The following is a 24577-nucleotide window of genomic DNA, read 5'->3' as shown; positions in this document are numbered from 1 at the left end:
GTCCGGCGTCGGCACCGCGCTGGGGGACGTGAAAGAATCGGGACTGGCTCACCGGTATCCACAGCGACCAGGAGACACAGCACGATGCGTATCGGAGTTCTCACCGCAGGCGGCGACTGCCCGGGCCTGAACGCAGTGATCCGGTCGGTCGTGCACCGAGCGGTCGACAACTACGGCGACGAGGTCATCGGCTTCGAGGACGGCTACTCGGGCCTGCTCGACGGTCGCTACCGCACGCTCGACCTCAACGCGGTCAGCGGCATCCTGGCCCGCGGCGGTACCATCCTCGGCTCCTCCCGGCTGGAGCGCGACCGGCTGCGCGAGGCGTGCGAGAACGCCTCCGACATGATCCGGGACTTCGGCATCGACGCGCTGATCCCGATCGGCGGCGAGGGCACGCTCACCGCGGCCCGGATGCTCTCCGACGCCGGCCTGCCGGTGGTCGGCGTCCCGAAGACGATCGACAACGACATCTCCTCCACCGACCGCACCTTCGGCTTCGACACCGCCGTCGGTGTCGCCACCGAGGCGATGGACCGGCTGAAGACCACCGCCGAGTCGCACCAGCGGGTGATGGTCGTCGAGGTCATGGGCCGGCACGCGGGCTGGATCGCCCTGGAGTCCGGCATGGCCGCCGGCGCCCACGGCATCTGCCTGCCCGAGCGTCCCTTCGACCCGGCCCAGCTGGTCAAGATGGTCGAGGAACGCTTCGCGCGCGGCAAGAAGTTCGCGGTGATCTGCGTCGCCGAGGGCGCGCACCCCGCCGACGGCACCATGGACTACGGCAAGGGCGAGATCGACAAGTTCGGCCACGAGCGCTTCCAGGGCATCGGCACGGCCCTCGCGTACGAGCTGGAGCGCCGGCTCGGCAAGGAGGCCAAGCCGGTCATTCTCGGCCACGTCCAGCGCGGCGGCGTACCGACCGCGTACGACCGCGTCCTCGCCACCCGCTTCGGCTGGCACGCCGTGGAGGCCGCGCACCGCGGCGAGTTCGGCAACATGACCTCGCTGCGCGGCACGGACATCGTGATGGTGCCGCTGGCGGAGGCGGTCACCGAACTGAAGACGGTCCCGAAGGACCGCATGGACGAGGCGGAGTCGGTCTTCTAGTTCCGGCACTTCGTGCACTCGGAGGTCACGGGCCGGGTGGCCGCCGACCGGACGGTCCGCCGGACCGAGTCCGGCCGCGCCACCGGACCCCTCGACAAGTGGCGCAAGCCGCGGGACGCCATCCACGCCGACGTCTGCTGCCCACGGCGTCCGGCGCGAGCCGGACGCCGGTGACGTGCCGGTCCTGCGCCACCGCACGGCGGGCGCCGCGACCGGAGCCGACGGTCCGGCCGGTCTCCTCCAACGGACCGCGGCCCGCGCCGAAGCTGTCGTGCTGGACACCGCACGCCGGGTCCCGCCGTCACCCGCGGTTCCGCTCTCGGGCAGCAGCTCCAGGCGCCTGACCCGGTCGGCGTGCCGTGGCCTCCTCGGCCTTCTCGGCCTCCTCGGCCTTCTCGGCCTTCTCGGCCGCCTCGGCCGCCGCCGGCGGCGGCGTCCGTCCAGCCGACAGGCCCACCGACGCGCCGGTGCGACTGTCCTCGCCGCTGCGTCGCCGGCACGGGACCACCGGGCCGCGCAGCCCAGCCGGTGACGCCGGCTGCCGCGGCTGGTGCCGCCACCGGGATACGTCGTCGTTCCGCTCACCGCGCGGTCCGCCCCCGGACACCGGATCCCGCGTCGGCCCCCGCGCCCCGCGTCCACGACGGCGGCCGGCTCTGCGCGCGGTGCTGCGTCTTCTTCCCTATGGGGCTCCGGGCCACCAGCGGCAGTCTGCTGCAAAACACCGCTTGGAGGCTCACAGTGACAGCAGGACCGGCCCACGACAAGGCTCCGAACGACGTCGCCACCGCCACGGCATCCTTCGCGCAGCGCCGCCTGTGGTTCCTGGACCAGTTGGCCGGTTCTTCCACCGGATCCATGCTTCCGCTGGTCCTGCGGCTGCGGGGCTCGCTGGACGCGGACCGGCTGGAACGGTCGCTGTCCGGGATCGTGGCGCGGCACGAGGTGCTGCGCACCCGGTTCCGCGCCGTCGGCGGCGAGCCGGTCCCCGTGGTCGACCCGCCCGCGGGCATCGAACTGGAGCGGATCGAGGCGGACGGGCCCGAGGAACTGTTCGCGCGCCGGCTGGGACGTCCCCTCGACCTGTCGGCGCGGCACCCGGTGCGGGCCGTCCTCGCCCGCGTCGCGCCCGATGAGCACCTGCTGCTCGTCGAGGTGCACCACATCGCCGTGGACGGCTGGTCGTGGGGCGTCCTGCTGGACGAACTCGCCGCCGGCTACCGGGGCGAGCCGGTGGCCCCGCCCGCCCTGCGCCACGCCGACCTCGCCCGCGCCCAGTCCGAACGGCTGCGCGGCGAACGGCTGGAGCGGCTCCTCGGGCACTGGCGCGAACGGCTGCGCGGTCTCACCCCGCTCGACCTGCCCACCGACCGGCCGCGTCCGCGGGTCTGGGACGGCTCCGGCGACGTGATCCGCTTCGACCTGCCGGCCGGCCTGGTCACCGCGCTCGACGCCCTCGCCCGCTCCCGGCGCGTCACCCGGTACACGCTGCTGCTCACCGCCTACCAGGCACTCCTCGGACACTGGGCGGGCCGTACCGACGTCGCCGTGTGCAGCACGCTCGCCGACCGGGCCCGGCCCGGCGCCGACACGCTCATCGGCCCCCTCGTCAACACCATCGTGCTCCGCGCCGACCTGACCGGCAGGCCCGGCTTCGGCGCCCTGCTGGACCGGGCGCAGGGTCGCGTGCCGGTGGACCTCGCCCACGCCGAGGCCCCGTTCGACCTCGTCGTCGGTGCCCTCGGCGGCTCCCGTGACCTCTCCCGCCACCCGCTCGCCCAGGCCTCGTTCACCCTGCTCAACACGCCGATCAAGCCGGTGCGGATGCCCGGCGTCGAGGTGACGCTGGTCGAGCCGCCGCTCGCCCAGACCCCGCTGGACGTCTTCCTGGACCTGACCCTGCGGACCGACGGCAGCGTCGCCGCCGTCCTCCAGTACGCCACCGCGCTCTTCGACGCCGCCACCATGCGGGCCTTCGCCGCCTCCTACACGGCCCTGCTCAAGGCCGTCCTGACCGACCCCGACACGCCCGTGCAGGACCTGCTGCGCGCCCTGCCCGACGGCCCCGCCGGCCGCGGCCGGCCCCGACCCGACTGGCACCGGGCACCGGACCGTCCGGCGGAGCCGGCGCCGCCGGTCACCTTCCGCGGCGATCCCGACGCCACCGCGGTGCGCTGCGGCGAGGACAGCGTCAGCTACGCCGAACTCGATGCCATGACCGGCTCACTGGCCGCCGCGCTGCGCGCCGCCGGGGTCACCGCGGGCGACCCCGTGGGCGTGCTCCTGCGCCGCGGCCCGTGGTCGGTCGCCGCCATCGAGGGCGTCTGGCGGGCGGGAGGCGCCTACGTGCCGCTCGATCCGGAACTGCCCGCCGAGCGGCTGCGGTACATGGCCGAGGAGGCCCGGCTGGCCTGCGTGGTCACCGGACCCGCCACCGCCGGAGCCGCCGCACCGCTCGCCCCGGTCACGGTGGACGTCACCGCGCTCGGCCCGGCGGCGCCACCCCCGGCCGCGGACGCCGACGCCGTCCCGGCCGCGGACGCCCCGCGTCACCGTCCGCACCCCCGTGAACTGGCCCACGTCATCTTCACCTCCGGCTCCACCGGCAGACCCAAGGCGGTCGGCGTCGAGCACGGCGCCCTCGCCTCGCACGTCGCCGCCGCCCGGCAGCGCTACGGGATCACCTCCGCGGACCGGGTGCTGGCCTTCGCCTCCTTCGCCTTCGACGCCTCGCTCGACCAGGTGCTGCCCGCCCTCACCTCGGGCGCCACCGTCGTCATGCGGCCCGACGAGCCCTGGCTGCCCACGCAGGTGCCCGAGATCGTCCAGCGGTACGGCCTGACCGTCGTCAACGTGCCGCCCACCTACTGGTCGGAGCTGACGCTCTCCCTCGACCGGCGGCTGGCCGCCGCCCTGGGCTCCCTGCGGCTGCTCGTCCTCGGCGGGGAGGCGGTCCCGGCCGACACCCTCGCCGCCTGGCGCGCCGCCGTCCCCGGAGTGCGGGTCTGCAACGCGTACGGGCCCACCGAGACCACGGTCACCGCCACCACCCACGACGCCGACGGCCCGCCGGGGGACACCGTGCCCATCGGCCGGCCCCTGGGCGACCGCCGCGTGTACGTCGTCGACGCCGACGGCGAGCCGGTCCCGGTCGGCGTCGCAGGCGAACTCCTCATCGGCGGCACGGAGCTGGCCCGCGGCTACCTCGGACGCCCGGCGCTGACCGCCGAGCGCTTCGTGCCCGACCCGTACGGGCCGCCCGGCGGCCGCCTGTACCGCACCGGCGACCTCGTGCGCTGGACAGCCGGAGGCGAGCTGGAGTTCCTCGGCCGCCGCGACGACCAGGTCAAGATCCGCGGCTTCCGGATCGAACTGGGCGAAGTGGAGACGGTGCTGCGGGCCTGCCCGCTGGTCGCCGCTGCCGCCGCCCGTCCCGACCGGGCGACCGGACGCGGCCTCACCGGCTACGTCGTACCCGCCCCGGACGCGACCGCCGAGCCCGGCCGGGCCGAACTGCGCGCCTGGTGCGCCCGCTACCTGCCGCACTACGCCGTACCGTCCGATTTCGTCGTCCTGGACGCCCTCCCGGTCGGAGTGTCCGGCAAGCTCGACCGCTCCGCCCTGCCCGACCCCGCGCACACCCGCAGCACCGACGATCCCGCGTACACCGCGCCCCGCGACGAGACCGAGCGGATCGTCGCCGAGGTGTGGGCCGAGGTCCTGGGCCTGGACCGGATCGGCATCGACGACGGCTTCTTCGACCTCGGCGGCCACTCGCTGCTCGCCACCATGGCGGTCTCCCGGATCGCCCAGCGCCTCGGCCGCGAGATCGAACTGCGCACCGTCTTCGAGCACCCCACGGTCCGCGGTTTCGCCCCGAAGGTGGCGGCCGCCCGCGCCGGCGGCGCCGAGATCGTCCCCGTCGACCGCACCCGGCCGCTGCCGCTGTCCTTCGCGCAGGAACGCCTGTGGTTCCTGGACCGCACCTCCGACCACGGCGAGTCCTACCTGCTCCGGTACTGCTGGCGGGTACGCGGCGGCCTGGACCGTGCCGCGTGGCAGGCGGCCCTGGACGACCTGACCGAGCGGCACGAGGTACTGCGCACGGCCCTCGTCGAAATCGACGGCCGCCCCGTGCAGCAGGTCTGCGACCCGGTCGCGGTGCCCCTGCTCTGGGAGCGGGCACCGCAGGCCCCGGACGAGCAGGGCCGCCTGGAGGCCGTACGGAGCCTGGCCGCGGCGCACGCCACCCGCCGCTTCCACCTCGACCGGCCGCCGCTGCTGCGGGCCGGCGTGTGGGAGCTGGCCGACGACGACCACGTCGTCCTGCTCGCCTTCCACCACGCCGTCACCGACGGCTGGTCCAGGGGCGTGCTGCTGGACGAACTCGGCCGGCACTACACCGCCCGGCTGGCGGGCGGACCCGCCCCGTCGGCACCGCTGCCCGTGCAGTACGGCGACTACGCCGTGTGGCAGCGCGAGCGAGCCGACAGCGGCGCCCTCGAACCGCAACTCGCCTACTGGGAGCGGGTCCTCCAGGACGCCCCCGTGCTGGACCTGCCCACGGACCGGCCCAGACCCCCCGCCTTCACCGGCCGGGGCGGCGCGGTCGAGACCGTCCTGCCCCGCGCACTCGTCGACCGGGTCGACGCCCTCGCCCGCGAGCGCGGCGCGACCCGCTTCATGGTGCTGCTCGCCGCCGCGCAGGCGGTGCTGGCCCGCTGGACCGGCCAGAGCGACATCTGCGTGGGCACGCCCGTCGCCGGCCGCGGACGGCTCGAACTGGAGCCGCTGGTCGGCTTCTTCGTCAACACGGTCGTCCTGCGCACCGACCTGTCCGGGCGGCCCACCTTCGGCGCCCTCGTGGACCGGGTGCGCGACGTCGTCCTCGGTGCCTTCGACCACCAGGAGGTGCCGTTCGAGCAGGTCGTGGAGCGGCTGCGCCCGGAACGCGACCTGTCCCGCAACCCGCTGTTCCAGGCCATGGTCGACGTCCAGGAGTCCTCCGCGGCCGGCACCGACCTGCCCGGCCTGGAGACCGCCGACTTCGCGCTGCCCTGGGGGTCGGCCAAGTTCGACCTGACCGCCACCTTCGTGATCACACCGGACCGTTTCGCGCTCAACGTCGAGTACGCCGCCGACCTGTTCGACCCGGACACCGCGACCCGGTTCGCCCAGCACGTCGGCCGCGTCCTCCAGGCCCTGCTCGCCGACCCCGCCGCCCGCGCCGACGAGGCCGCCCTGCTCTCGGCACAGGAGCGGCGGCACCTCCTCGCGGACGCCGGACGGGACGCGCGGCCCGCGCCGCCGTTCGAGGTGGCGGGACCGCCGCACGCCCCGGCCGTCGTCTGCGGGGACACGGTCCTCGACCACGCCCGTCTGGACGCCCTCACCGGTGGGCTGGCCGCGGCCCTGGTCCGCGCGGGCACGGTCCCGGGCGACGCCGTGGGCGTGTGCGTAGGCCGCGGCGTGTGGTCCGTGGCGGCGATGCTCGCCGTATGGCGGGCGGGCGGCGTCTACGTCCCGCTCGACCCCGTGCTGCCCGAGGAGCGGCTGCGGTACATGTGCGAGGAGGCCGCGGTGCGGCACCTGGTGTGCGACGCGCGCACCCGGGACCGCGCCGCCACCCTCGGCAGGGGCACCGTCGACGTCGGCGACGTCCTCCCCGACCCCGCCGGACCCCGCCACACCGCCCGCCGCGACGACCTCGCCTACGTCATCTTCACCTCCGGCTCCACCGGCCGCCCCAAGGCCGTCGGCGTCGAGCACCACGCCCTGGACGCCCATGTCGCCACCGCCCGCGAGACGTTCGGGCTGACCGCGCGGGACCGGGTGCTCACCTTCGCCTCCACCTCCTTCGACGCCTCGCTCGAGCAGATCCTGCCCGCGCTGAGCACCGGGGCGACGGTGCTGGTGCGGCCCGACGAGATCTGGACGCCGGAGGAACTGGCCGCGTACGTCGCCGCCGAGCGGGTGACGGTCATGGAGCTGACCCCCTCGTACTGGACGGAACTGGTGGCCCGCCTGGACACGCTGGCCCCCCGACTGGCCTCCCTGCGGCTGCTCGTGACCGGGGGAGAGGCGCTGCCCGCCGACCCGCTGGCGCACTGGTTCGCCCACCTGCCCGACGTGCCCGTGGCCAACACCTACGGCCCCACCGAGACGGTGATCTCCGCCACCGCGCACACCGTCGCCTCGGCCCCGGCCGGCCGGGTGCCCATCGGCCGTCCCCTGGGCGGCCGCCGCGCCTACGTGATCGACCCGCTCGGCGAACCCGTACCGGCCGGCGTGCCCGGCGAACTCGTCCTCGGCGGGCCGGAGATGGCCCGCGGTTACCTCGGCCGGCCCGCCCTCACCGCCGAGCGGTTCGTCCCCGACCCGTTCGGCTCGCCCGGCGGCCGCCTGTACCGCACCGGTGACGTCGTACGCCGGCTGCCCGACGGGGAACTGGAGTTCCTCGGCCGCAACGACGACCAGGTCAAGATCCGCGGCTTCCGCGTCGAACCGGGCGAGGCGGAGGCGGTGCTGCGCGCGCACCCCGGGGTGCGCGGCGCGGCCGTCGTGGTGCGCACCCTCAACGGCGGGCCGGCCCTCGTCGGCTACGCCGCGGGCGCCGGACTGTCCGAGGAGTCCCTGCGCTCCCACTGCCGGGCCCGGCTGCCCCACTACCTCGTACCGTCCGCGTTCGTCCTCCTGGACGCCCTGCCCCTGACCGTGCAGGGCAAGCTGGACACCGCCGCCCTGCCCGAGCCCGAGGCGCCCGCGCCGCACGACGGCGTCGCACCGCGCACCCCGGCCGAGACGGTCGTGGCGCAGATCTGGTGCGAGGTGCTCGACCTGCCGAAGGTCGGCGTCCACGACGACTTCTTCGCCCTGGGCGGCCACTCCCTGCGCGCGGTCGCGGTCGCCGCCCGCCTGCGGACCGCCTTCGACTGCCCGCTCCAGGTACGCGACCTGTTCGAGCACCCCACCGTCGAGCGGCTCGCCGCCGAGGTGGAGCGGCGCCTCCTGGAGCTCATCTCGCAGATGAGCGACGAGGAGATCGACCTGTCCCTCACGGCCGACTTCTGACCCCCGGCCCCGGCCGGCCCCCGTCCCGCGGCTTCCGGGCGACCTCCGTCACCCGAGCCCTCGCCACCCACTGACCCTCGGCTCCGGCCGTCCGCACCCACGGCCCGGCGACCGACGAGCGGTCCCCCACCGACTTCCTCCCCTCCAGAACCGAGATCGGAGCGCCCCCATGACCACATCCGACGTGCGTCCCGGCCCCGTCACCACCGGCGGCACCCTCTCCCCGGCCGCCCGGCGCCTGATGGAACAGCGGCTGCGCGGCCGGGCCGCCGCGAGGGACACCGGCCCGGCCCGGGTCCGGCCGCGCCCGGAGCGGATCCCGCTGTCCGCCGCCCAGCAGCGCCTGTACTTCCTGGACCGGATCGACCCCGGCGCGCCGACCTACCTGCTCCCCGCCGCCTGGCGGCTGACCGGCCCGCTGGACGTGCCGGCCCTCACCGCGGCCGTCGCCGACCTGGCCGCCCGGCACGAGCAGCTGCGCGTGGTCTTCCCCGAGCACGAGGGCGTTCCCCACCAACGGGTCCTGCCCGTGGGCGGCACGGTCCTCGACGTGACCGAGGTGACCGGCGAGGACACCGGGGACCGCGAACGCCGGCTCGCCGCCGCCGTGCACGCGGCCGCCCTGCGCCCCTTCGACCTCGCCCGCGAACCCGCCTTCCGCGCCACCCTGGTACGCGCCGCCGAAGAGGACCACGTCCTCGTCCTGGGCATGCACCACATCGTCTCCGACGGCTGGTCCCTCGACCTCCTCGTCCGCGACCTGGCCGAGCTGTACCGGGCCAGAACGCGGGGACGCGCCGCCGAGCTGCCCGAACTCCCGCTGGACTACACCGACTACGCGATCTGGCAGCGCGAGAGCGACCAGTCCGCCGCGCTGGAGCACTGGCGCACCCGCCTGGCCGGGCTCACCCCGCTGGAGCTGCCGACCGACCACCCCCGCCCGGAGACCCCGTCCGGACGGGGGGCCGTGCACCGCGTCACCCTTCCGCCCGCCCTCGACGGCGCCCTCGCCGCCCTGGGCCGCCGCGCCGGCACCACCCCCTACATGACCGTGCTGGCCGCCTTCCAGGCCGCGCTCGCCTTCCACACCGGGCAGCACGACGTCGCCGTCGGCACCGTCGTGGCCAACCGGGAACGCGTCGAGACCGAGCAACTCGTCGGCTTCTTCGTCAACACCCTCGTGCTGCGCGGCGACCTCTCCGACGCCCCGACCCCGGCCACGCTGCTCGCCCGCACCCGGGACCGGGTCCTGGAGGCCTTCCAACACCAGTCCCTGCCGTTCGAGCGGGTCGTCGACGCGCTCAGCCCCGACCGCGACCTGGCCCGCAACCCGCTCGTGCAGGTGCTCTACACGCAGTCCGGCGCCGCCGCGCCCGGCATCGCCCTCGGCGGGGCGACCGGGACGCCGTACCCGATCGGCCTGACCACCGCCAAGTTCGACCTCACCCTGGACCTGCGCGACGGGGAGGACCGCACCGAACTCGCCTTCGTCTACCGGCCCGACCTCTTCGAGGAGGCCACGGTCGCCGCCCTCGCCCGGCACGTCGTCACCCTGCTCGAAGCCTTCTGCGCCACCCCCGACACCCCGCTCAGCGGCATCGACCCGCTCACCCCCGCCGAACGCGGCCACCTCCTCGGCGCCGACGGCCCCGCGGCCACCGGCGCCGCCGTCACCCCCGACCCGCCGACCGCGCCCGACCGGTTCGCCGAGCACGCGGCCCGCACCCCGCACGCCGTCGCCGTCAGCGGCTCCGGCCGCAGCCTGACCTACGCCCGGCTCGACGCCCGCGCCTCCGCGCTCGCGCGGCGGCTGCGCGCCGCCGGGGTGACCCGAGGCTCGCTCGTCGGCGTCTGCCTCGACCGCACCCCCGACCTGGCGGCCGCCCTGCTCGGCATCTGGCGGGCCGGGGCCGCCTACCTCCCGCTCGACCCCTCCCACCCGCCGGCCCGGCGCGAGTTCACCGTCACCGACGCCGGCATCGAATGGATCGTCACCGACACCGCCACGCGCACCGCCCTCGCGTCCCTGCCCGCCCGGCTCGTACCGCTCGACTCCGACGAGGAGCACCCGTCCGACACGGGTGACGACATCCGGCCCGCCCCCGGCGACCTCGCCTACGTCATCTACACCTCCGGCTCCACCGGCCGGCCCAAGGGCGTGGAGATCACCCACGGCAACCTGGCCTGGCTCCTCGACGCCGCCGACCGGCACTTCGACTTCGGACCCGCCGACGTGTGGACGATGACGCACTCGCCCGCCTTCGACTTCTCCGTGTGGGAACTGTGGGCGCCGCTCACCCGGGGCGCGCGGGTCGTCGTGCTCGGCGCGGACGAGGTGCGCGACCCGGCGGCCGTGCACCGCGTGCTGCGCGAGGAACGCGTCACCGTGCTCAACCAGACCCCCGCCGCCTTCAAGGGCCTGCGCGCCCACCTCGCGGACGCCGGAGCCGGCTTCGACGACCTGGCCCTGCGCACGGTGATCTTCGGCGGCGACGCCTTCGACGTGCGCGACTACCGCGACTGGTTCACCACCCCCGGCCGGCGCCCCGCCCTGGTGAACATGTACGGCATCACCGAGACCTGCGTGCACGTCACGATCCACACGGTGACCGAGGACGACGTCCGCGGCACGGTCCGCTCGCCCATCGGACGGCCGCTGGCCGGACAGCACGGATACGTCCTCGACCCCTGGGGCCGGCTCGTCCCGCCCGGCACCGTCGGCGAGCTGTACGTCTCCGGCGGCGGCGTCGCCCGCGGCTACCGCAACCGGCCCGAACTGACCGCCGAACGCTTCCTGGAGAACCCCTTCGGCGCCCCCGGCGCCCGCATGTACCGCACCGGCGACCTGGTGCGCGTGCTGCCCGACGGCCGACTGGCCTACGTGGGCCGCGCCGACCACCAGGTGAAGATCCGCGGGTACCGGATCGAGCCGGGCGAGATCGAGACCGCGCTGCGCGCCCTGCCCGGCGTCCGGGACGTCGCCGTGGTGGCCCGCGCCGACGGCGGCACGGCCCGGCTCGTCGCGCACGTCGTCACGCCCGAGGCCCGCCCGCTCGACCCGCCCGCCCTGCGCGAGGGACTGCGGCTGAGCCTGCCCGACTACATGGTCCCGGCCCTGTTCGTCCGCCACGAGCGGCTGCCGCTGACCGCCAACGGCAAGGTGGACCGCGCCGCGCTGACCGCCGTGCACGCCGGAGCCACCGGACACCGCACCCACGTGCCGCCCGAGGGACCCGTCGAGCGGACCCTGGCCGAGGTGTGGAGCCAGGTCCTCGGCACCGAACACGCCGGCCGCACCGACAACTTCTTCGACCTCGGCGGCGACTCCATCCTCGCCCTGCGCCTGGTCGGCCTCGGCCGTCTCGCCGGACTCGCCTTCACCGTCGCCGACGTCTTCCGCGCCCGCACCCTGGCCGACCTGGCCGCACTCGTCACCAACGCGGTCGACGCCCCGGAGCCCGTCGCCCCGTTCTCCCAGCTGGACCCCGCCGACGCCGCCCGGCTGCCGGACCACCTCGCCGACGCCTACCCGCTCACCATGCTCCAGGCGGGCATGCTGCACGAGATGCTCGCCGACCCCCGGCGCGGCGCCTACCACAACGTCACCGACCTGAAGATCACCGTCCCCGAGGGCTTCGACCTCGACGCCTTCCAGGCCGCCGTGGACGCGGTGGTCGCCGGCCACCCCATCCTGCGCACCTCCGTCGACCTCGTCTCCTACCGCGAGCCCCTCCAGCTCGTCCACCGCACCGCCCACCTCCCCGTCGGCTACACCGACCTGCGCGGACTGCCGCGCGAGGAGCAGCGGGCGCGACTGCGCCGCTTCGTCGACGAGGAGTTCGACCGCCGCTTCGACCTGGCCGCCGCCCCCCTGGTCCGCATCCACCTGCACCACATCACCGACCACGACCTGCGGCTCGTCCTCACCGACTGCCACGTCGTCCTGGACGGCTGGAGCCTGACCTCCCTCGTCGCCGACCTGCTCGCCCTGCACCGGGAGTCCGTCGCCCACCGCACCGCCCCGCAGCCGCCGAACGCGCCCCGGTTCGCCGAGTACGTCGCCCTGGAACGCGCCGCGCTGGAGAGCGAGGAGTCACTGGCGTACTGGCGCGACCGGCTCGCCGAGCTGCGGCCGGTGACCTTCCGCCGCCGCACCGACGGCGCCGCCGAGGACCACCCGCCGGTCCACGAGGTCCGCCGCTCCTACGCCCACCTCGCCGAACGCATCGGCCGGCTCGCCAGAGAAGCGGGCGTGCCGCGCCGCACCGTGCTCATCGCCGCCTTCCACCACACCATGAGCCTGTTCGCCGGCCGCGACGACGACGTCCTCGGCCACAGCATCGGCCTGGTCACCAACGGCCGTCCCGAACTGCCCGACGCCGACCGGATGCGCGGACTCTTCCTCAACACCGTGCCGTTCGGAGTGGCCCGCCCGCGCGGCACCTGGCTCGCCTACCTGCGGGACGTCTTCCGGGCCGAGCAGGCCATGCTGCCGCACCGCAGGGTCCCGCTGGTCCGCATCGCCGAACTCCGGCCCACCGAACCGCGGCTGACCGACGCCGTCTTCAACTACGTCAACTTCCACCGCCTCTCCCACGACTCCTGGGACGACTCCCTGGAGATCGCCCGCACCATGTTCCCGCTGCTGGTCAACGCCAGCGTCAACGCCTTCACCCTCGACGCCGACCCGCAGTACGTCGCCCCCGCCACCGCCGAGCAGCTGGCCGACGTGTACTGCGCCCAGCTGGAGGCCATGACCGCCGGCCCCGACGGCCGTGTCACCCGGCCCGCCCTCACCGGCGCCGCCCGCGCCACCGCCCTCGACGACTGGGCCCGCGGTCCCGTCGTCCCGTCCTCCCCGCTGCTCCTGCACGAGCACATCGCCGGCCACGCCGCCCGCACCCCGGACGCGACCGCCGTCGAACACCTCGGGCAGCGCATCACGTACGCCGAACTGAACGAGCAGGCCGAGCAGCTGGCGCGCCGGCTGCGGCGGCTCGGGGTGGGCCCCGAGACGGTGGTCGGCATCTGCGCCGAACGCGGCCCCGACCTGGTGCGCGCCGCCGTCGGCGCGCTGCGCTCCGGCGGCGCGTTCCTGCCGCTGGACCCGCAACACCCCACCGAGCGGCTCGCGTTCATGGCGCGGGACAGCGGCATGCGCGTACTGCTGACCCAGCGGCCCCTGGCCGGCACGGTCCCGTTCGACGGGCCGGTCGTCCACCTCGACGCCCCCGCGGAACACCAGGAGCCCGTGCCGGGCGGCGGCCCACAGGCCGACGCCGACACCCTCGCCTACATCATCTACACCTCGGGCTCCACCGGCGTCCCCAAGGGCGTCGCCATCCCGCACCGCGGTCTGTCCAACATGCTGGAGGGCCAGCGCGACCTGGTCGACCCCACCCCCGAGGACCGCGTCCTGCAGTTCGCCTCCTTCGGATTCGACGCCTCGATCCTCGAACTCACCTGGTCCCTGTCCAACGGCGGCTGCCTGGTCACCGCCCCCAGGGACGGCCTGCGCCCCGGTCCCGACCTCGCGCGCACCCTGCGCGAGAACCGCGTCACCGCCGCCATGCTGCCGCCCAGCGCCCTCGCCGTCCTCGGCGAGGACACCTTCCCCGACCTCAGGGTGCTCCAGGTCGCCGGCGAGGCCTGCCCGGCCGAACTCGCCGACGTCTGGTCGCGCGGCCGGCGCTTCCACAACATCTACGGCCTCACCGAGACCTCCGTGTGGTCCCTCGCCGCCGAACTGAGCCCCGGGCAGGGCCGTCCGCCCATCGGCACCCCGATGCGCAACACCCGGGTCCACGTCCTCGACGACGACCTCCAGCCGGTCCCGGCCGGCGTCCCCGGCGAGATCCACCTCGGCGGCGACGCCGTCGGCCGCGGCTACCTGGGCAGGCCCGCCCTGACCGCCGCCACCTACGTCCCCGACCCGTACGGGGCCCCCGGCGACCGCCTGTGCCGCACCGGCGACCTCGGCACCCACCGGCCGGACGGCTCCGTGGAGTGGCTGGGGCGCCGCGACTCCCAGGTCAAGCTGCGCGGATTCCGCATCGAACTCGGGGAGATCGAACACGCCCTGAGGCAACTCCCGGAGGTCCGGCAGGCAGTGGTCCTGCACCGCACCGACCTGCCCGGCGAACCGGCCCTCGTCGCCTACCTCGTCGTCTCCGGAGCGCGGCCCGACCCCGAGGAACTGCGCGGCGCCCTGCGGGCCTCCCTGCCCGGGTACATGGTGCCCGCACGGTACGTCGTCCTCGACGAGATGCCGGTCAACCGCAGCGGCAAGATCGACCGGCGGGCGCTGCCCCTGCCGCCGGCCGAACTCGACCGCACGGACACCGCGTACGTCGCCCCGTCCGGTGCCGCCGAGAAGATCCTCGCCGAGATCTGGCGCGAGGTCCTCGGCCTGTCCCGGATCGGCGTCCACGACGACTTCTTCCGCATCGGCGGCAGCTCCCTGTCCACCGTGCGCGTCTCCCTCATGGCCGCCGCGCGCGGCCTGCCGGTCTCCGTCGGCGACCTGATCGAGCACCCCACCCTCGCCCGGCTCGCCCGGCACGCCGTCCGGGCCGCGGGCGAGGGCCTGCCCGCCGCCGTCACCTCCGAGGTGCGGCTGCGCGAGGGCACCGGGGAGCCCCTGTGGTGCGTGCACCCCACCGGCGGCAGCGCCGCCTGGTTCGTCCCGCTCGCCCGTGCCCTGCCGCCCGGCCGCCCCGTGCACGCCTTCCAGGCGCGCGGCCTGCTCGGCGGCACCGACCCGAGCACCGTGACCGGCATCGCCGCCAACTACGTCGCCGAGATCACCGAACGCGGCGGCACCGGCCCGCACGCCCTGCTCGGCTGGTCCATGGGCGCCAACATCGCCCTGGAGATGGCCACCCAGCTCCACCGGGCCGGACACACCGTCGCCCCGCTGGTCCTCATCGAGCCCTACCTGCCCAACCCCGCCGCCCGCGCCCGGCTCCTGGGCGTCACCCGGGACCTGCGCGAGGCCCTGCGCCTGCGCGACCGGCTGCGCGACCTGCCGCCCTCCCCCGCGCGCGACCGGGCCACCGCCGAACTCACCGCCACCCTGCTCGGAGCCGGCATGAGCCCGTCCGAGGCCGCCCTCGTCGAGGGCGCACCGATCGAGGTGTGGCACTCGCTGCTCGCCGCCCTCGCCGCCTACGAGGTCCGCCCGTACCCCGGTCATGTGCACCTGGTGGTGGGCAGCGAGGCCGCGGGGCTGCCGCGCGGCCGCACCATGCCCGGTCTGGACGTCGACTACGACACCTACGTCGCCCGCTGGCGGGAGGTGGCCGGCGGCGGGCTCACGCTGCACGTCAGCGACGGCGACCACATGTCGATGATGGCCGAGCCCAGGGTGCGCGGCATCGCCGGCCTGCTCACCGGCATCGAGAACCCCGGCACCGCGGAGGCCGCCGGGGCCGCCGGAACCGGTGCCGCCACCGGGCGCACCGAGGCGGGAGAGACCCGATGACCACCCACGCCCCCGCCCCCGCTCCCGCCCCCACCGAGCGCTACCTGCTCTCCGCGGACATGATCGCCGACCCCTACGGCCATCTCGACGCCCTGCGCGACCACGCGCCCGTCCACTGGAGTCCCCTGCACCACGCCTGGCTCGTCACCGGCTACGACCAGGTGATGCGCTGCCTGCGCGACCCCGCGGTCTCCGCCGACCGGGTGCGGCCCCTGATGGACGCCGTCCCGCAGGGCGCCCGAGAGGACGCCGAACGGGCCTTCGGGATCCTCTCGCGCTGGATGGTCTTCAACGACCCGCCCCGGCACCGCAGGCTCCGCCAGGTCTTCCAGGAGGCGTTCTCCGCCCGGGCCGTGGCCCGCTACCGCGCCTTCACCGAGAAGGCGACCCGGGCCGTCCTCGCCCGCAAGGCGACGCCCGGCCGCACCGGCGACCTCCTGGCCGACGTCGCCAAACCGCTGCCCGCCCTGGTGTTCGCCCGCTGGCTCGGCATCCCGCCCACCGACGGGCCCTCCTTCTGGTACTGGAACACCCGCGTCGCCGACCTCGTCCTCGGCACCGCCCAGGAGGAGAGCGAGTACCGGGCGTCCCTCCAGGCCCTGGTGAGCCTCGACGACTACCTCGGCGCCCTCGTCGCCCGGCGCCGCGCCGAACCGGGCGACGACCTGATCAGCCAGGTGCTCCGGGAGGGCCGGGTCGGCGACTCGGTCACCGAGGAGGAGTTCGTCGGGATGCTCACCCAGATGGCGTTCGCCGGCGGGGAGACCACCAGCAACCTCATCGCCAACACCGTCCTGGCCCTGCACACCCGCCCCGACCAGCTGGCCGCCGTGCGGGCCGAACCCGAACTGGCCCAGGGGGCGGTGGAGGAGACCCTGCGCCTGGACGGCCCGTCCAAGATGTCCATCCGCACCGCCGCCCGCGACCTCGACCTCGACGGCCGCACCCTGCGGGCCGGGGACCGCATCTTCCTCGTCACCGCCGCCGCCAACCGCGACCCGGCCCGCTTCCCCGACCCCGGCCGCTTCGACGTCCGCCGCTCCGGCGCCACCCACCTCGGCTTCGGCTTCGGCGCCCACTTCTGCATCGGCGCCGCCCTGGCCCGCCTGGTCGCCGTGGCCGCCGTCCGCACGCTGGTGTGCGACCACCCCGGCCTGACCCTCGCCGACCCCGGGCGCCCGGCCTGGCAGCCCTCCCTGCTCAACCGCGGCCTGACCGCCCTGCCCGTCCACTACTGACCGGACCCCGGTCCGACGAAAGGCACCCCATGGCCACCACCCTCGCCGACGCCGGCCCACGCCTGTGGGCCCCCGCCCGGCACCGGTCCTTCCGGCTCCTGTGGACGGGGCAGGCGCTGTCCCTGCTGGGCGACGGCTTCAGCGTCGTCGCGTTCTCCTGGATCACCCTCGGCCTGACCGGCTCCACTCTCACCCTCGGCTACGTCCTGGCCTTCCAGGCCGTCCCCCGCGCCCTGTTCACCCTGGTCGGCGGCAGCCTCGGCGACTCGATGTCCCCGCGCGCCCTCATGGTCGCCTCCAGCTGGACCCGGGCCGTCCTGATGGCGGCCGTCGGACTGACCGGACTGACCGGGAACCTGACGGTGTGGATGCTGTGCGCCGCGGCCGCCGCCTTCGGCACCGTCGACGCCTTCTTCCAGCCCGCGCGCGTCTCCATCCTGCCCTCGGTGGTCGACGACGAACTGCTCACCCCGGCCAACGCGCTGATGGGGGCCGGCGCGCGGACCGCCGCCGTCATCGGCCCAGCCATCGGCGGCCTGGTCATCGCGCTGACCCAGGCGCCGGTCGCCTTCCTCGTCGACGCCGTCTGCTTCGCCCTGTGCGGCCTGTGCGTGGCCCGCGTCCGCACCCGCCCCAGGGCGGCCCGCACCGGCACGGACGGCACGCCCGGGAAGCAGGCGTCCCTCGGCGCCCGCATCCGCGAGGGCATCGCGTACACCGCCCGCGACCCGCGGCTGCGGACGATCGTCGCCCTCGACACCGCCGTCAACTTCTGCTACGCCGGGCCCTTCACGGTCGGCTTCGCCACCCTCGCCGACCAGGTGCTGCGCGGCGGCTCGGCCACGCTCGGCGTGCTCAACGGCTCCCTCGCCGCGGGCGCCGTGCTCGGCACGCTCGCCGGCGGTGCCCTCGGCGGGCGGCCCAGGGTCGGCCTGCTGGTGGCCGCCCTGGCCGGCTGGCTGAGCGCGGGCATGGCCGTCCTCGGTCTGGTGCACAGCACCCCGGTCGTCGTGGTGACCGTCCTCGCCATGGGCTTCGCCATCGGCTTCCAGGGCGTGTTCGGGCTGAGCTGGATCCAGCGGAACATCCCGCAGGACGTGCTCGGCCGTGTCGTCTCCGTCGACATGGTCCTCGGTTACGCCGTCGCCCCGCTGTCGCTGATCGTGTGCGGGGCGCTGGCCGGCCGGGACGTCTCCGCCCTGTTCGGGGTGGCGGTCGCGGTGCTCGCCGCGACCGGACTGGCGGTGCTGGCGTCCAGGAGGGTGCGCGAGATGCGGTAGGCGGCCCTCGCCGGCCCTGCCCTACTCCCGGAAGGCGGCCGACCGCGCGCACAGGTCCGCGCGGTTGGCCGCCCCCGTCTTGGTGATCAGGCTCGCGATGTGCTTCTCCGCGGTGCGGGGCGAGATGAACAGCCGGTCGGCGATGTCCTTGTTGCTGAGCCGCTCCGCGAGCAGCCGGAACACGTCGAACTCCCGCACGGTCACGCCCTGGGCGCGCAGTTCCCGCGGGATCGAGCCGGTGCCGGAGCGGTGCTGGTGCACCGGGGCGCCGAAGCGGCGCAGCGCCGCCCGGCAGGCGCCGGTGACGGCCGCGACGTCCCGCTCGTGGAAGTAGTGCTCGGCCTGCCGCAGCCAGCCCACCGCATCGCCCCAGCCGTCCTGGTGCGCCGCGTCCGCGATCAGCCGCAGCCCCAGGTGCCGGGCGAGCGGATACGGTTCCGCCGCCGCCAGCGCCGCCTCCACCGCCGCGACCGCGCGCGGCCCCGCGCCCTCCCGGCCCAGCAGCACGGCGTCGGCGAGCAGGACGAACTGGCGGTTCCACCGCATCCGGGCCATCGCGGTGGCGGTGATCTCCTCGTGCCGGGTCCGGTCCGCGTCACCGGCGAGCACGTCCAGCAGCAGGACCAGGCCGTGGATCCCGCCGAGGTGGTACGTGGAGGGGTTGTCCGCCTCCAGCGCCTGCACCGCTCGCAGCTCGGCGCGCGCCAGGTCGCGGTCCTCCTCCAGCAGCGCGCAGAAGGCGCGGGCCAGGCCGAGGCTCAGCGGCTCCTCCTGCGAACCCGCGCCGTCCCACTCGGCGAACGCCGCCAGCGTCGCCTCCATCGCCGCCCGGTCCGCGCGGTGCGCCTCCATGGTGGCCCGCGCCATCAGGACGTACCGCACGACGGGCGCCAGGCGCAGCCGCCGCGCCACCGCCAGGCAGTCCGCCGCGGCCGACCGCGCGGTCGCGTGGTCACCGCGCAGTACCGCGTCCAGGACGAGGATGCCGTCCACCGTGTGCACGATGTTCACCGAGCCGAGCCGCAGCGCCTCCTCGCGGGCCGCCAGCAGGCCGGAGGCGTCGCCCTCGGCGAGCCAGGCGTTGCCGCTCATGCGGGTGGCCGCGTACATGCGCTGCAGGGGCAGCCGGTGCCGTTCCGCCGTCTCAAGCGCCCGCCGGAGCATGTCCGCGGACTCCTCGGGGTCCCGCTCACGGGCGACGGTGGCCAGCAGCTCCCACGCCTGGCAGGCGACGACCGGCAGGCCGTGCCGCTCGGCGGCGTCGGCCGCCGAGCGGGCCAGCTTCTCCGCGTGCTGGGTGCGGTCCGGACCCGGGGTGTCCAGGGCGAGGTAGGCGGCCGTGACGTCGACGGCCGCGGCCGTCGCCTCGTCCGGGGCCGTCGCCAGGACCTCGCGGGCCCGGGCCACCTGCCGGTTGCCGTCGCTCCACCGGCCCGCCGTGTGGGCCACCTTGGCCAGCCGGCTGTGCAGCGTGGCCAGCCGTACGGCGTTCAGCCCGGCCCCGCCCAGCGCGTGCAGGTCCTCGGCCAGGTCGAAGGCGCGGGCGAAGTCACCGGCCTCCGCGAGCGCGGGCAGCAGGTCCTCCAGCACCGAGGCCCGGGCCTGCGGATCACCGGCCTCCGCCAGCAGTTCCTCGGCCCGGCTGAGCAGGGTGACCGCCGAGCCCAAGGCGCCCGCCGCCAGGGCCCGCCCGCCGGCGTCCGCGTAGAGCCGCCCCGCCTCCACCCGGTCCCCGGCCTCGCAGCGCAGCCCGGCCGCCAGCGCGCACCAGTCGCCGTCGAGGCCCGGGTGCAGTTCCTCGACGGCCCGTGCGCCGCGCCGTGCCAGCTCCGCGCGCTGTCCCGGCGTCATCTGCGTGAACAGCGCCTCCACCGTGGGGGAGTGGCGGAAGGAGTACCAGTCGGGTGCGGGCTCGTCGGGGATGACCAGCCGGGCGGCGACGCCCGCGTGCAGATGGCTCAGCAGGGTCCGGTCCTCGACGCCGGTCATGTGCTGGAGCACGGTGAGCGAGAAGCGGCGGCCCAGCACCGCGGCGGCCGACAGCAGTGTCAGGCCCTGCGCGCCCAGCCGGTCGATGCGGCGCAGGATGCCCCGGGCCAGCGTGGAGGAGACGTCGCGCCGCAGGTCGCCGACGGTGCGCCAGCCGTCGACGCCCTGCACCAGCGTGCCGGCCCCGATCATGGACTGCAGCAGTTCCTCGACCAGGTAGGGACTGCCCGCGCTGTCCTCCCACAGGCGGTCCGGGACCGCCGGCGGCACCTCGTCCGGGCCGTCCACGCCCAGATGCGCCGCCGTCATCTCCTCCACCTGCGCCCGGGTCAGCGGCGGGAGTTCGGCGAGGGTGGCGACGCCCCGGCGGCGGGCGGACTGCGCCAGGTCCAGCGCGTCGCTGAAATCGGTCCGCACGGTGGCCAGCAGCAGCACCGGCGTGTACTCCAGGTTGTCCACCAGGTACTCGAGGACTTCGAGGGTCTCGGGGTCGGCGTCGTGCAGGTCCTCCAGCAGCAGCAACTGCCCTTGCCCGCGCCCGGCGGCCAGCAGCAGCCGCAGCACCGCCTCGCCCAGGATCACCATGGAGCTGCTCTCGCGCTCGCCGGTGTCCCACTCGGGTATCAGCCGTCCCAGAACCGACCGGTACGGGCCGAGGGCCACGTCGTCCAACGGCTCGCCGCCGCGGAACAGCGGCATCAGGGCCTCGGTCAGCGGACGGAACGGCACCGCGGGCCCGGTGGTGCTGCTGCGGCCGCGCAGGACCCGCATCCCGGAGCCGAGCGCGCCGCCCACGGCCTCCGCCGCGAGCCGCGACTTGCCCACCCCGGCCTCACCGACCAGGAAGACGACACCGCCCCGTCCCTGTCGCGCCTCGGCCAAGGCGCTCTCGAGCAGGCTGAGTTGGAGGTCCCGCCCGACGAGGGAAGGCGCATGGGAACGCATGAACGCAGATGATAATCAGGATGTCGGGTTCCAGGGCAGGCCGCAGCGGAGCGGCCACGCACCCTGAACCCGCCCGGCCCCGACGCGGAACGGCCGCACACCGGAGCGGGAACGGGCGGTCCCGCCGGACGCACCGCGGCGCGGGCCCGCCGGACGGGCCCGCGCCCTCACGCGAAGTGACGGCCGACCGGGATCAGTTCGGCACGGAGACCGAGGTGTCCACCGAGGTCAGCGTGATGACGATGCCGCTGGTCAGCACCATCCCGGCCAGGACGCGGGCGCGGGCGCAGGCGCGGTTGCGGCCGGTGAGCGTGATCCCGCCCGCCGCGTCCTGCTCCTCGGCGGCGGTCGCGGCGGAGTCGGCGGCGGTCGCGGTGGTGTTCGGGTGCTGGTCCATCGGTGACCCCTTCTGAAGGTCCGTACGGGAGGTACGGGGGTGGAGGTGGAAGAGCCGTGGTGGCGAGGTGCCCTGCCGGTCAGTGGCCGGGGTGGGACAGGAGCAGGACGGACGGGACGGTGCCGGGATGGGCGAGGCGCAGCAGCCCGTACCCGATGCCGGACAGCCCGTCGAGCAGTCCGGGGGAGGGAACGTGGTCGGGGGTGGCGCAGCGGTGGTTCTGCGCCTCGACGAGGGCGAGCACCCGGCCGGCGTGCCGGGCGAGCGCCCCGGCGGCGGCCGGGTCACCCCGTCCGGCGCGTACGGCCAGGGCTTCCAGCGTGCCGAGCGTGCCCTGCCCCAGGCTGAGGTCGGGGCGCACGTCGGGGTCCGCCGGTGGGGCCGCGGCGGGCGCACCGGGTACGGGGGGCAGGTGGGCGGCGACGGCCGCCGCCCCGGAGAGCCCGCGGGACCAGGACGCGTCCGCGGGGTCCGCCCCGGCGCCCCGTGACGCGGTGTCCAGCAGCGCCCGGGCGGCGGCCGTGTGCACGGCGGCCCGACGAGGGCGGCGGGCGGCGTACCGCAGCAGGGCCCAGGCGATGCCCGCGGTACCGTCGGCGAAACCGGCGGGGAGGCCGTGCGCGGCGGCGGCCCACGACGCCGGGGCCCTTTCGGGGCCGGACACCGCGTCGAGCAGCCGGTCCGCCAGGGCGTCCGCGAGCCGCAGCGCCGCCGGGTCGCCGGTCGCCTCGTGCACGGCGACGGCGGCGGTCAGGGCTCCGGCCGTGCCGCCGGCGAACCCCGGATCGGATGAGGCGGACGCGGCGTGTCCGAGGGCGGTGAGCGCGTCGGGCAGGCAGTCGGCCGGCTCCGGGCCCAGCAGCGCCGACAGCCGCAGCACCGCGTACACGACGCCGCCGAGACCGTCGTACGCGCCCGGCCCGGCCGCCGCGCTCAGTTCGGGATCGTCCGCCAGGGCCTTCAGCAGGACGGGCAGCGGGCGGACCGCCTCCCGGGCGAGCGCGGCGTACCGGCCCGCTCCGGCCAGCGCGTCCGCGTGCGCCAGGAACAGCGCCACCCCGCAGTAGCCCTGCGCGAGTCCGGCGCCCATCGGCAGCACCGCCCAGTGCGGGCCGGACACCCGCTCCAGACCGAGCCAGTTGGTCCGGCCCCCGTCCCGCACCGCGCGAGCGGCGATCTCGTCGGCGATCCCGCACGCGGCGGCGAGCAGCCGGGACGCGTCGGGTGCGACGGCCGGCACCGGCTCCACCGCCAGTTCGGACCGGGGCCGGTCCAGCGGCGACCCCGCACCCCGCGCCGCGATCGTGGCCGCGATGATCCACTCCTGGTCGTGGCAGTCGACCTCGTCCATCCGGGCGATCTTCTCCCGCACCGAGGCCAGGCCCGCCACCGGCAGCAGTCCGGGCAGCCACGTGCCGTCGTCGGCCCGCACCGCGGTTCCCGACGGCCGGTGCGTGAACAGCGGGACGTCACCGCGCCACAGCGCCGCCGTCTCGTGTTCGATCAGCCGCCGGCGCGCCTCGTCGTCAACGGACTCCGTCCACAGCACCGCGAAGACGCCCTCCCGGGCGAGCGCGTCGCCGAGCAGCGACGGGTGGGTGGACTCCTCGAGGAGGGTCGCGTACAGGCGGGTGGCGCGGGCGACGAGCCGGGCGGGGCGGTCCGCGCCGGACATCAACGGGCCGTCCTCGCCGAGAAGTTCGTGCCCGTCGGCGGCGAGTGCCGTGTACGCGGCGCGGAAGCCCTCCAGCAGCGCGGCCCGGTGGTCGGCGCCCTCCAGCAGGCGGCCGGCGGGCAGCGGCTGGTTGTGCCCGGCGGGGCTGAGCAACGGCCCCCGCACGGCCCGCATGGTGTCCAGGCCGCTGTCCCGCCAGTGCAGGCCCTCGCTCGGGTAGGTGCCGTCGGTGGACCGGCCGAGCGCGGAGATGTCCAGGGCGCCGTGCTCGCCGATCAGCAGGTGCGGCAGCAGACAGGTGCGGTGCACGGACGCCCGCAGCGCGTCCGCCGCCGGATCGGCGCCGGCCGTCATGGACTGCGCGAGCCCGGTGTGCAGCAGCGTCTCGGCGTCCACCAGGACCGGCTGGTCGCCGCAGGCGATGACGTTCTCGTAGTGCATGTCGGCGCCGTCCACCGCGTACAGCAGGGCCAGCAGCGCGCCCTGGCGCCGGTAGAAGGCGTCGGTCTCGGTCACCGAACGGCACCACCGGTGCTCGACGAACTCCAGCCAGCCGTACGCCTCTCGGCGCAGACTGCGCGGGGTGCGCAGGTCCAGCCCGGGCACCTTGGTGTTGAGCCAGCCCACCAGGCCGTCGAGGAGGGCGTGCTGGCCGAGCGGCCGCGGCTTGTAGACCAGCCGCTCGTCGGCGAAGTGCAGGACCGCGACGGACCGGTTGCCCTCGTGGGCGTCCCCGCGGCCGAGATCCACCCCGGTGAGCGGCCCCGGGTCGCGTCCGTCGAGGAGCCCGGCGGCCAGGTCCTCCCGGTCGGCCGCGAAACGGGCCGCCAGCTCGGCGGTGGCCGCGGTCGCGTCCAGTGCGGTCTGCGCGAGCATCCGGGCCAGCACCGGGCGGGCGGCGAACAGCGCGCCGAGGCCCTGCCGGGTGCCGGCGGCGGCGACGAAGGCGTCGAACCGCTCACGGGAGCCGGCACCGGCCAGCCGCCCGGCGCGCCGCGCCGTGTCGAGTTCGTGGACCAGGGTCCGCGCCGCCTGACGGACCATCTGGTGCGTCAGCCGCCGCGCGAACGCATCCCGCCACACCGCCGGTTCGGCGTCCGCGGGCAGCGACTCGGCCAGCCGCGCGGTGGCGGCGGCGACGAGCGGCCGTACGACCGGGGCGAAGACGTCGGGTCCCTCGCCCCCGGCGGTGACCGGCTCCGCAGGCTCCGGGGAGGCGCCGGCCAAGGCGGCTTCGGCGTACCGCGCCCAGTCGGGTTTGGCGGCGCGCGCGGCCAGCCGGCCGACGGGCTCGGCGGCCAGCGCCGCGGCCGTGGCACGGTCCACGCCGAGATGGGCCAGCCGCTGGGCGAAGCCCTCGGCGTCCCCGACGGCCCACGGGGCGGGGCC

Annotated in this window: 8 protein-coding genes; 5 read left to right on the top strand and 3 right to left on the bottom strand. The window is 75.8% G+C overall.

The annotated features are described in order from the left end of the window. Positions 1–84: 84 nt before the first annotated feature. The 5 genes from FGW31_RS10255 to FGW31_RS10235 all read left to right on the top strand — a co-directional run bounded on the left by FGW31_RS10255 (position 85) and on the right by FGW31_RS10235 (position 18182). Entirely contained in the window at positions 85–1110 is a 1026-nt protein-coding gene (locus tag FGW31_RS10255) for an ATP-dependent 6-phosphofructokinase (protein WP_142193081.1), read from the top strand. A 741-nt stretch (positions 1111–1851) separates the two neighbouring features. Beyond that, positions 1852–8181 carry a non-ribosomal peptide synthetase gene (locus FGW31_RS10250; RefSeq protein ID WP_142193080.1) on the top strand — a complete coding sequence of 2110 codons (6330 nt, stop codon included), beginning with the start codon at positions 1852–1854 and terminating at the stop codon, positions 8179–8181. A gap of 169 nt (positions 8182–8350) precedes the next feature. Next, on the top strand, positions 8351–15664 hold the full coding sequence (locus FGW31_RS10245; RefSeq protein ID WP_267905342.1) for a non-ribosomal peptide synthetase: 7314 nt from the start codon (positions 8351–8353) through the stop codon (positions 15662–15664). Then, on the top strand, positions 15661–16902 hold the full coding sequence (locus tag FGW31_RS10240; RefSeq protein WP_142193079.1) for a cytochrome P450: 1242 nt from the start codon (positions 15661–15663) through the stop codon (positions 16900–16902). The genes FGW31_RS10245 and FGW31_RS10240 overlap by 4 nt, the downstream gene beginning before the upstream one ends. 29 nt (positions 16903–16931) lie before the next feature. Further along, a complete protein-coding gene (locus FGW31_RS10235) occupies positions 16932–18182 on the top strand; it encodes an MFS transporter (RefSeq protein WP_142193078.1) in 1251 nt (416 codons plus the stop codon). Positions 18183–18203: 21 nt separating this feature from the next. On the opposite strand, the gene FGW31_RS35940 is transcribed toward FGW31_RS10235, so the two are convergent. The 3 genes from FGW31_RS35940 to FGW31_RS10220 form a co-directional block, all read right to left on the bottom strand. Next, on the bottom strand, positions 18204–21116 hold the full coding sequence (locus FGW31_RS35940) for a helix-turn-helix transcriptional regulator (protein WP_142193077.1): 2913 nt from the start codon (positions 21114–21116) through the stop codon (positions 18204–18206). A 193-nt stretch (positions 21117–21309) separates the two neighbouring features. After that, on the bottom strand, positions 21310–21513 hold the full coding sequence (locus FGW31_RS10225) for a hypothetical protein (protein ID WP_142193076.1): 204 nt from the start codon (positions 21511–21513) through the stop codon (positions 21310–21312). Positions 21514–21592: 79 nt separating this feature from the next. After that, a partial coding sequence (locus FGW31_RS10220; RefSeq protein ID WP_142193075.1) for a type 2 lanthipeptide synthetase LanM family protein occupies positions 21593–24577 on the bottom strand: 2985 nt, incomplete at its 5' end.

This window comes from Streptomyces calvus (assembly GCF_006782915.1).
GTDB lineage: Bacteria > Actinomycetota > Actinomycetes > Streptomycetales > Streptomycetaceae > Streptomyces > Streptomyces calvus.
This window is presented reverse-complemented; position numbering and strand designations above follow the sequence as displayed.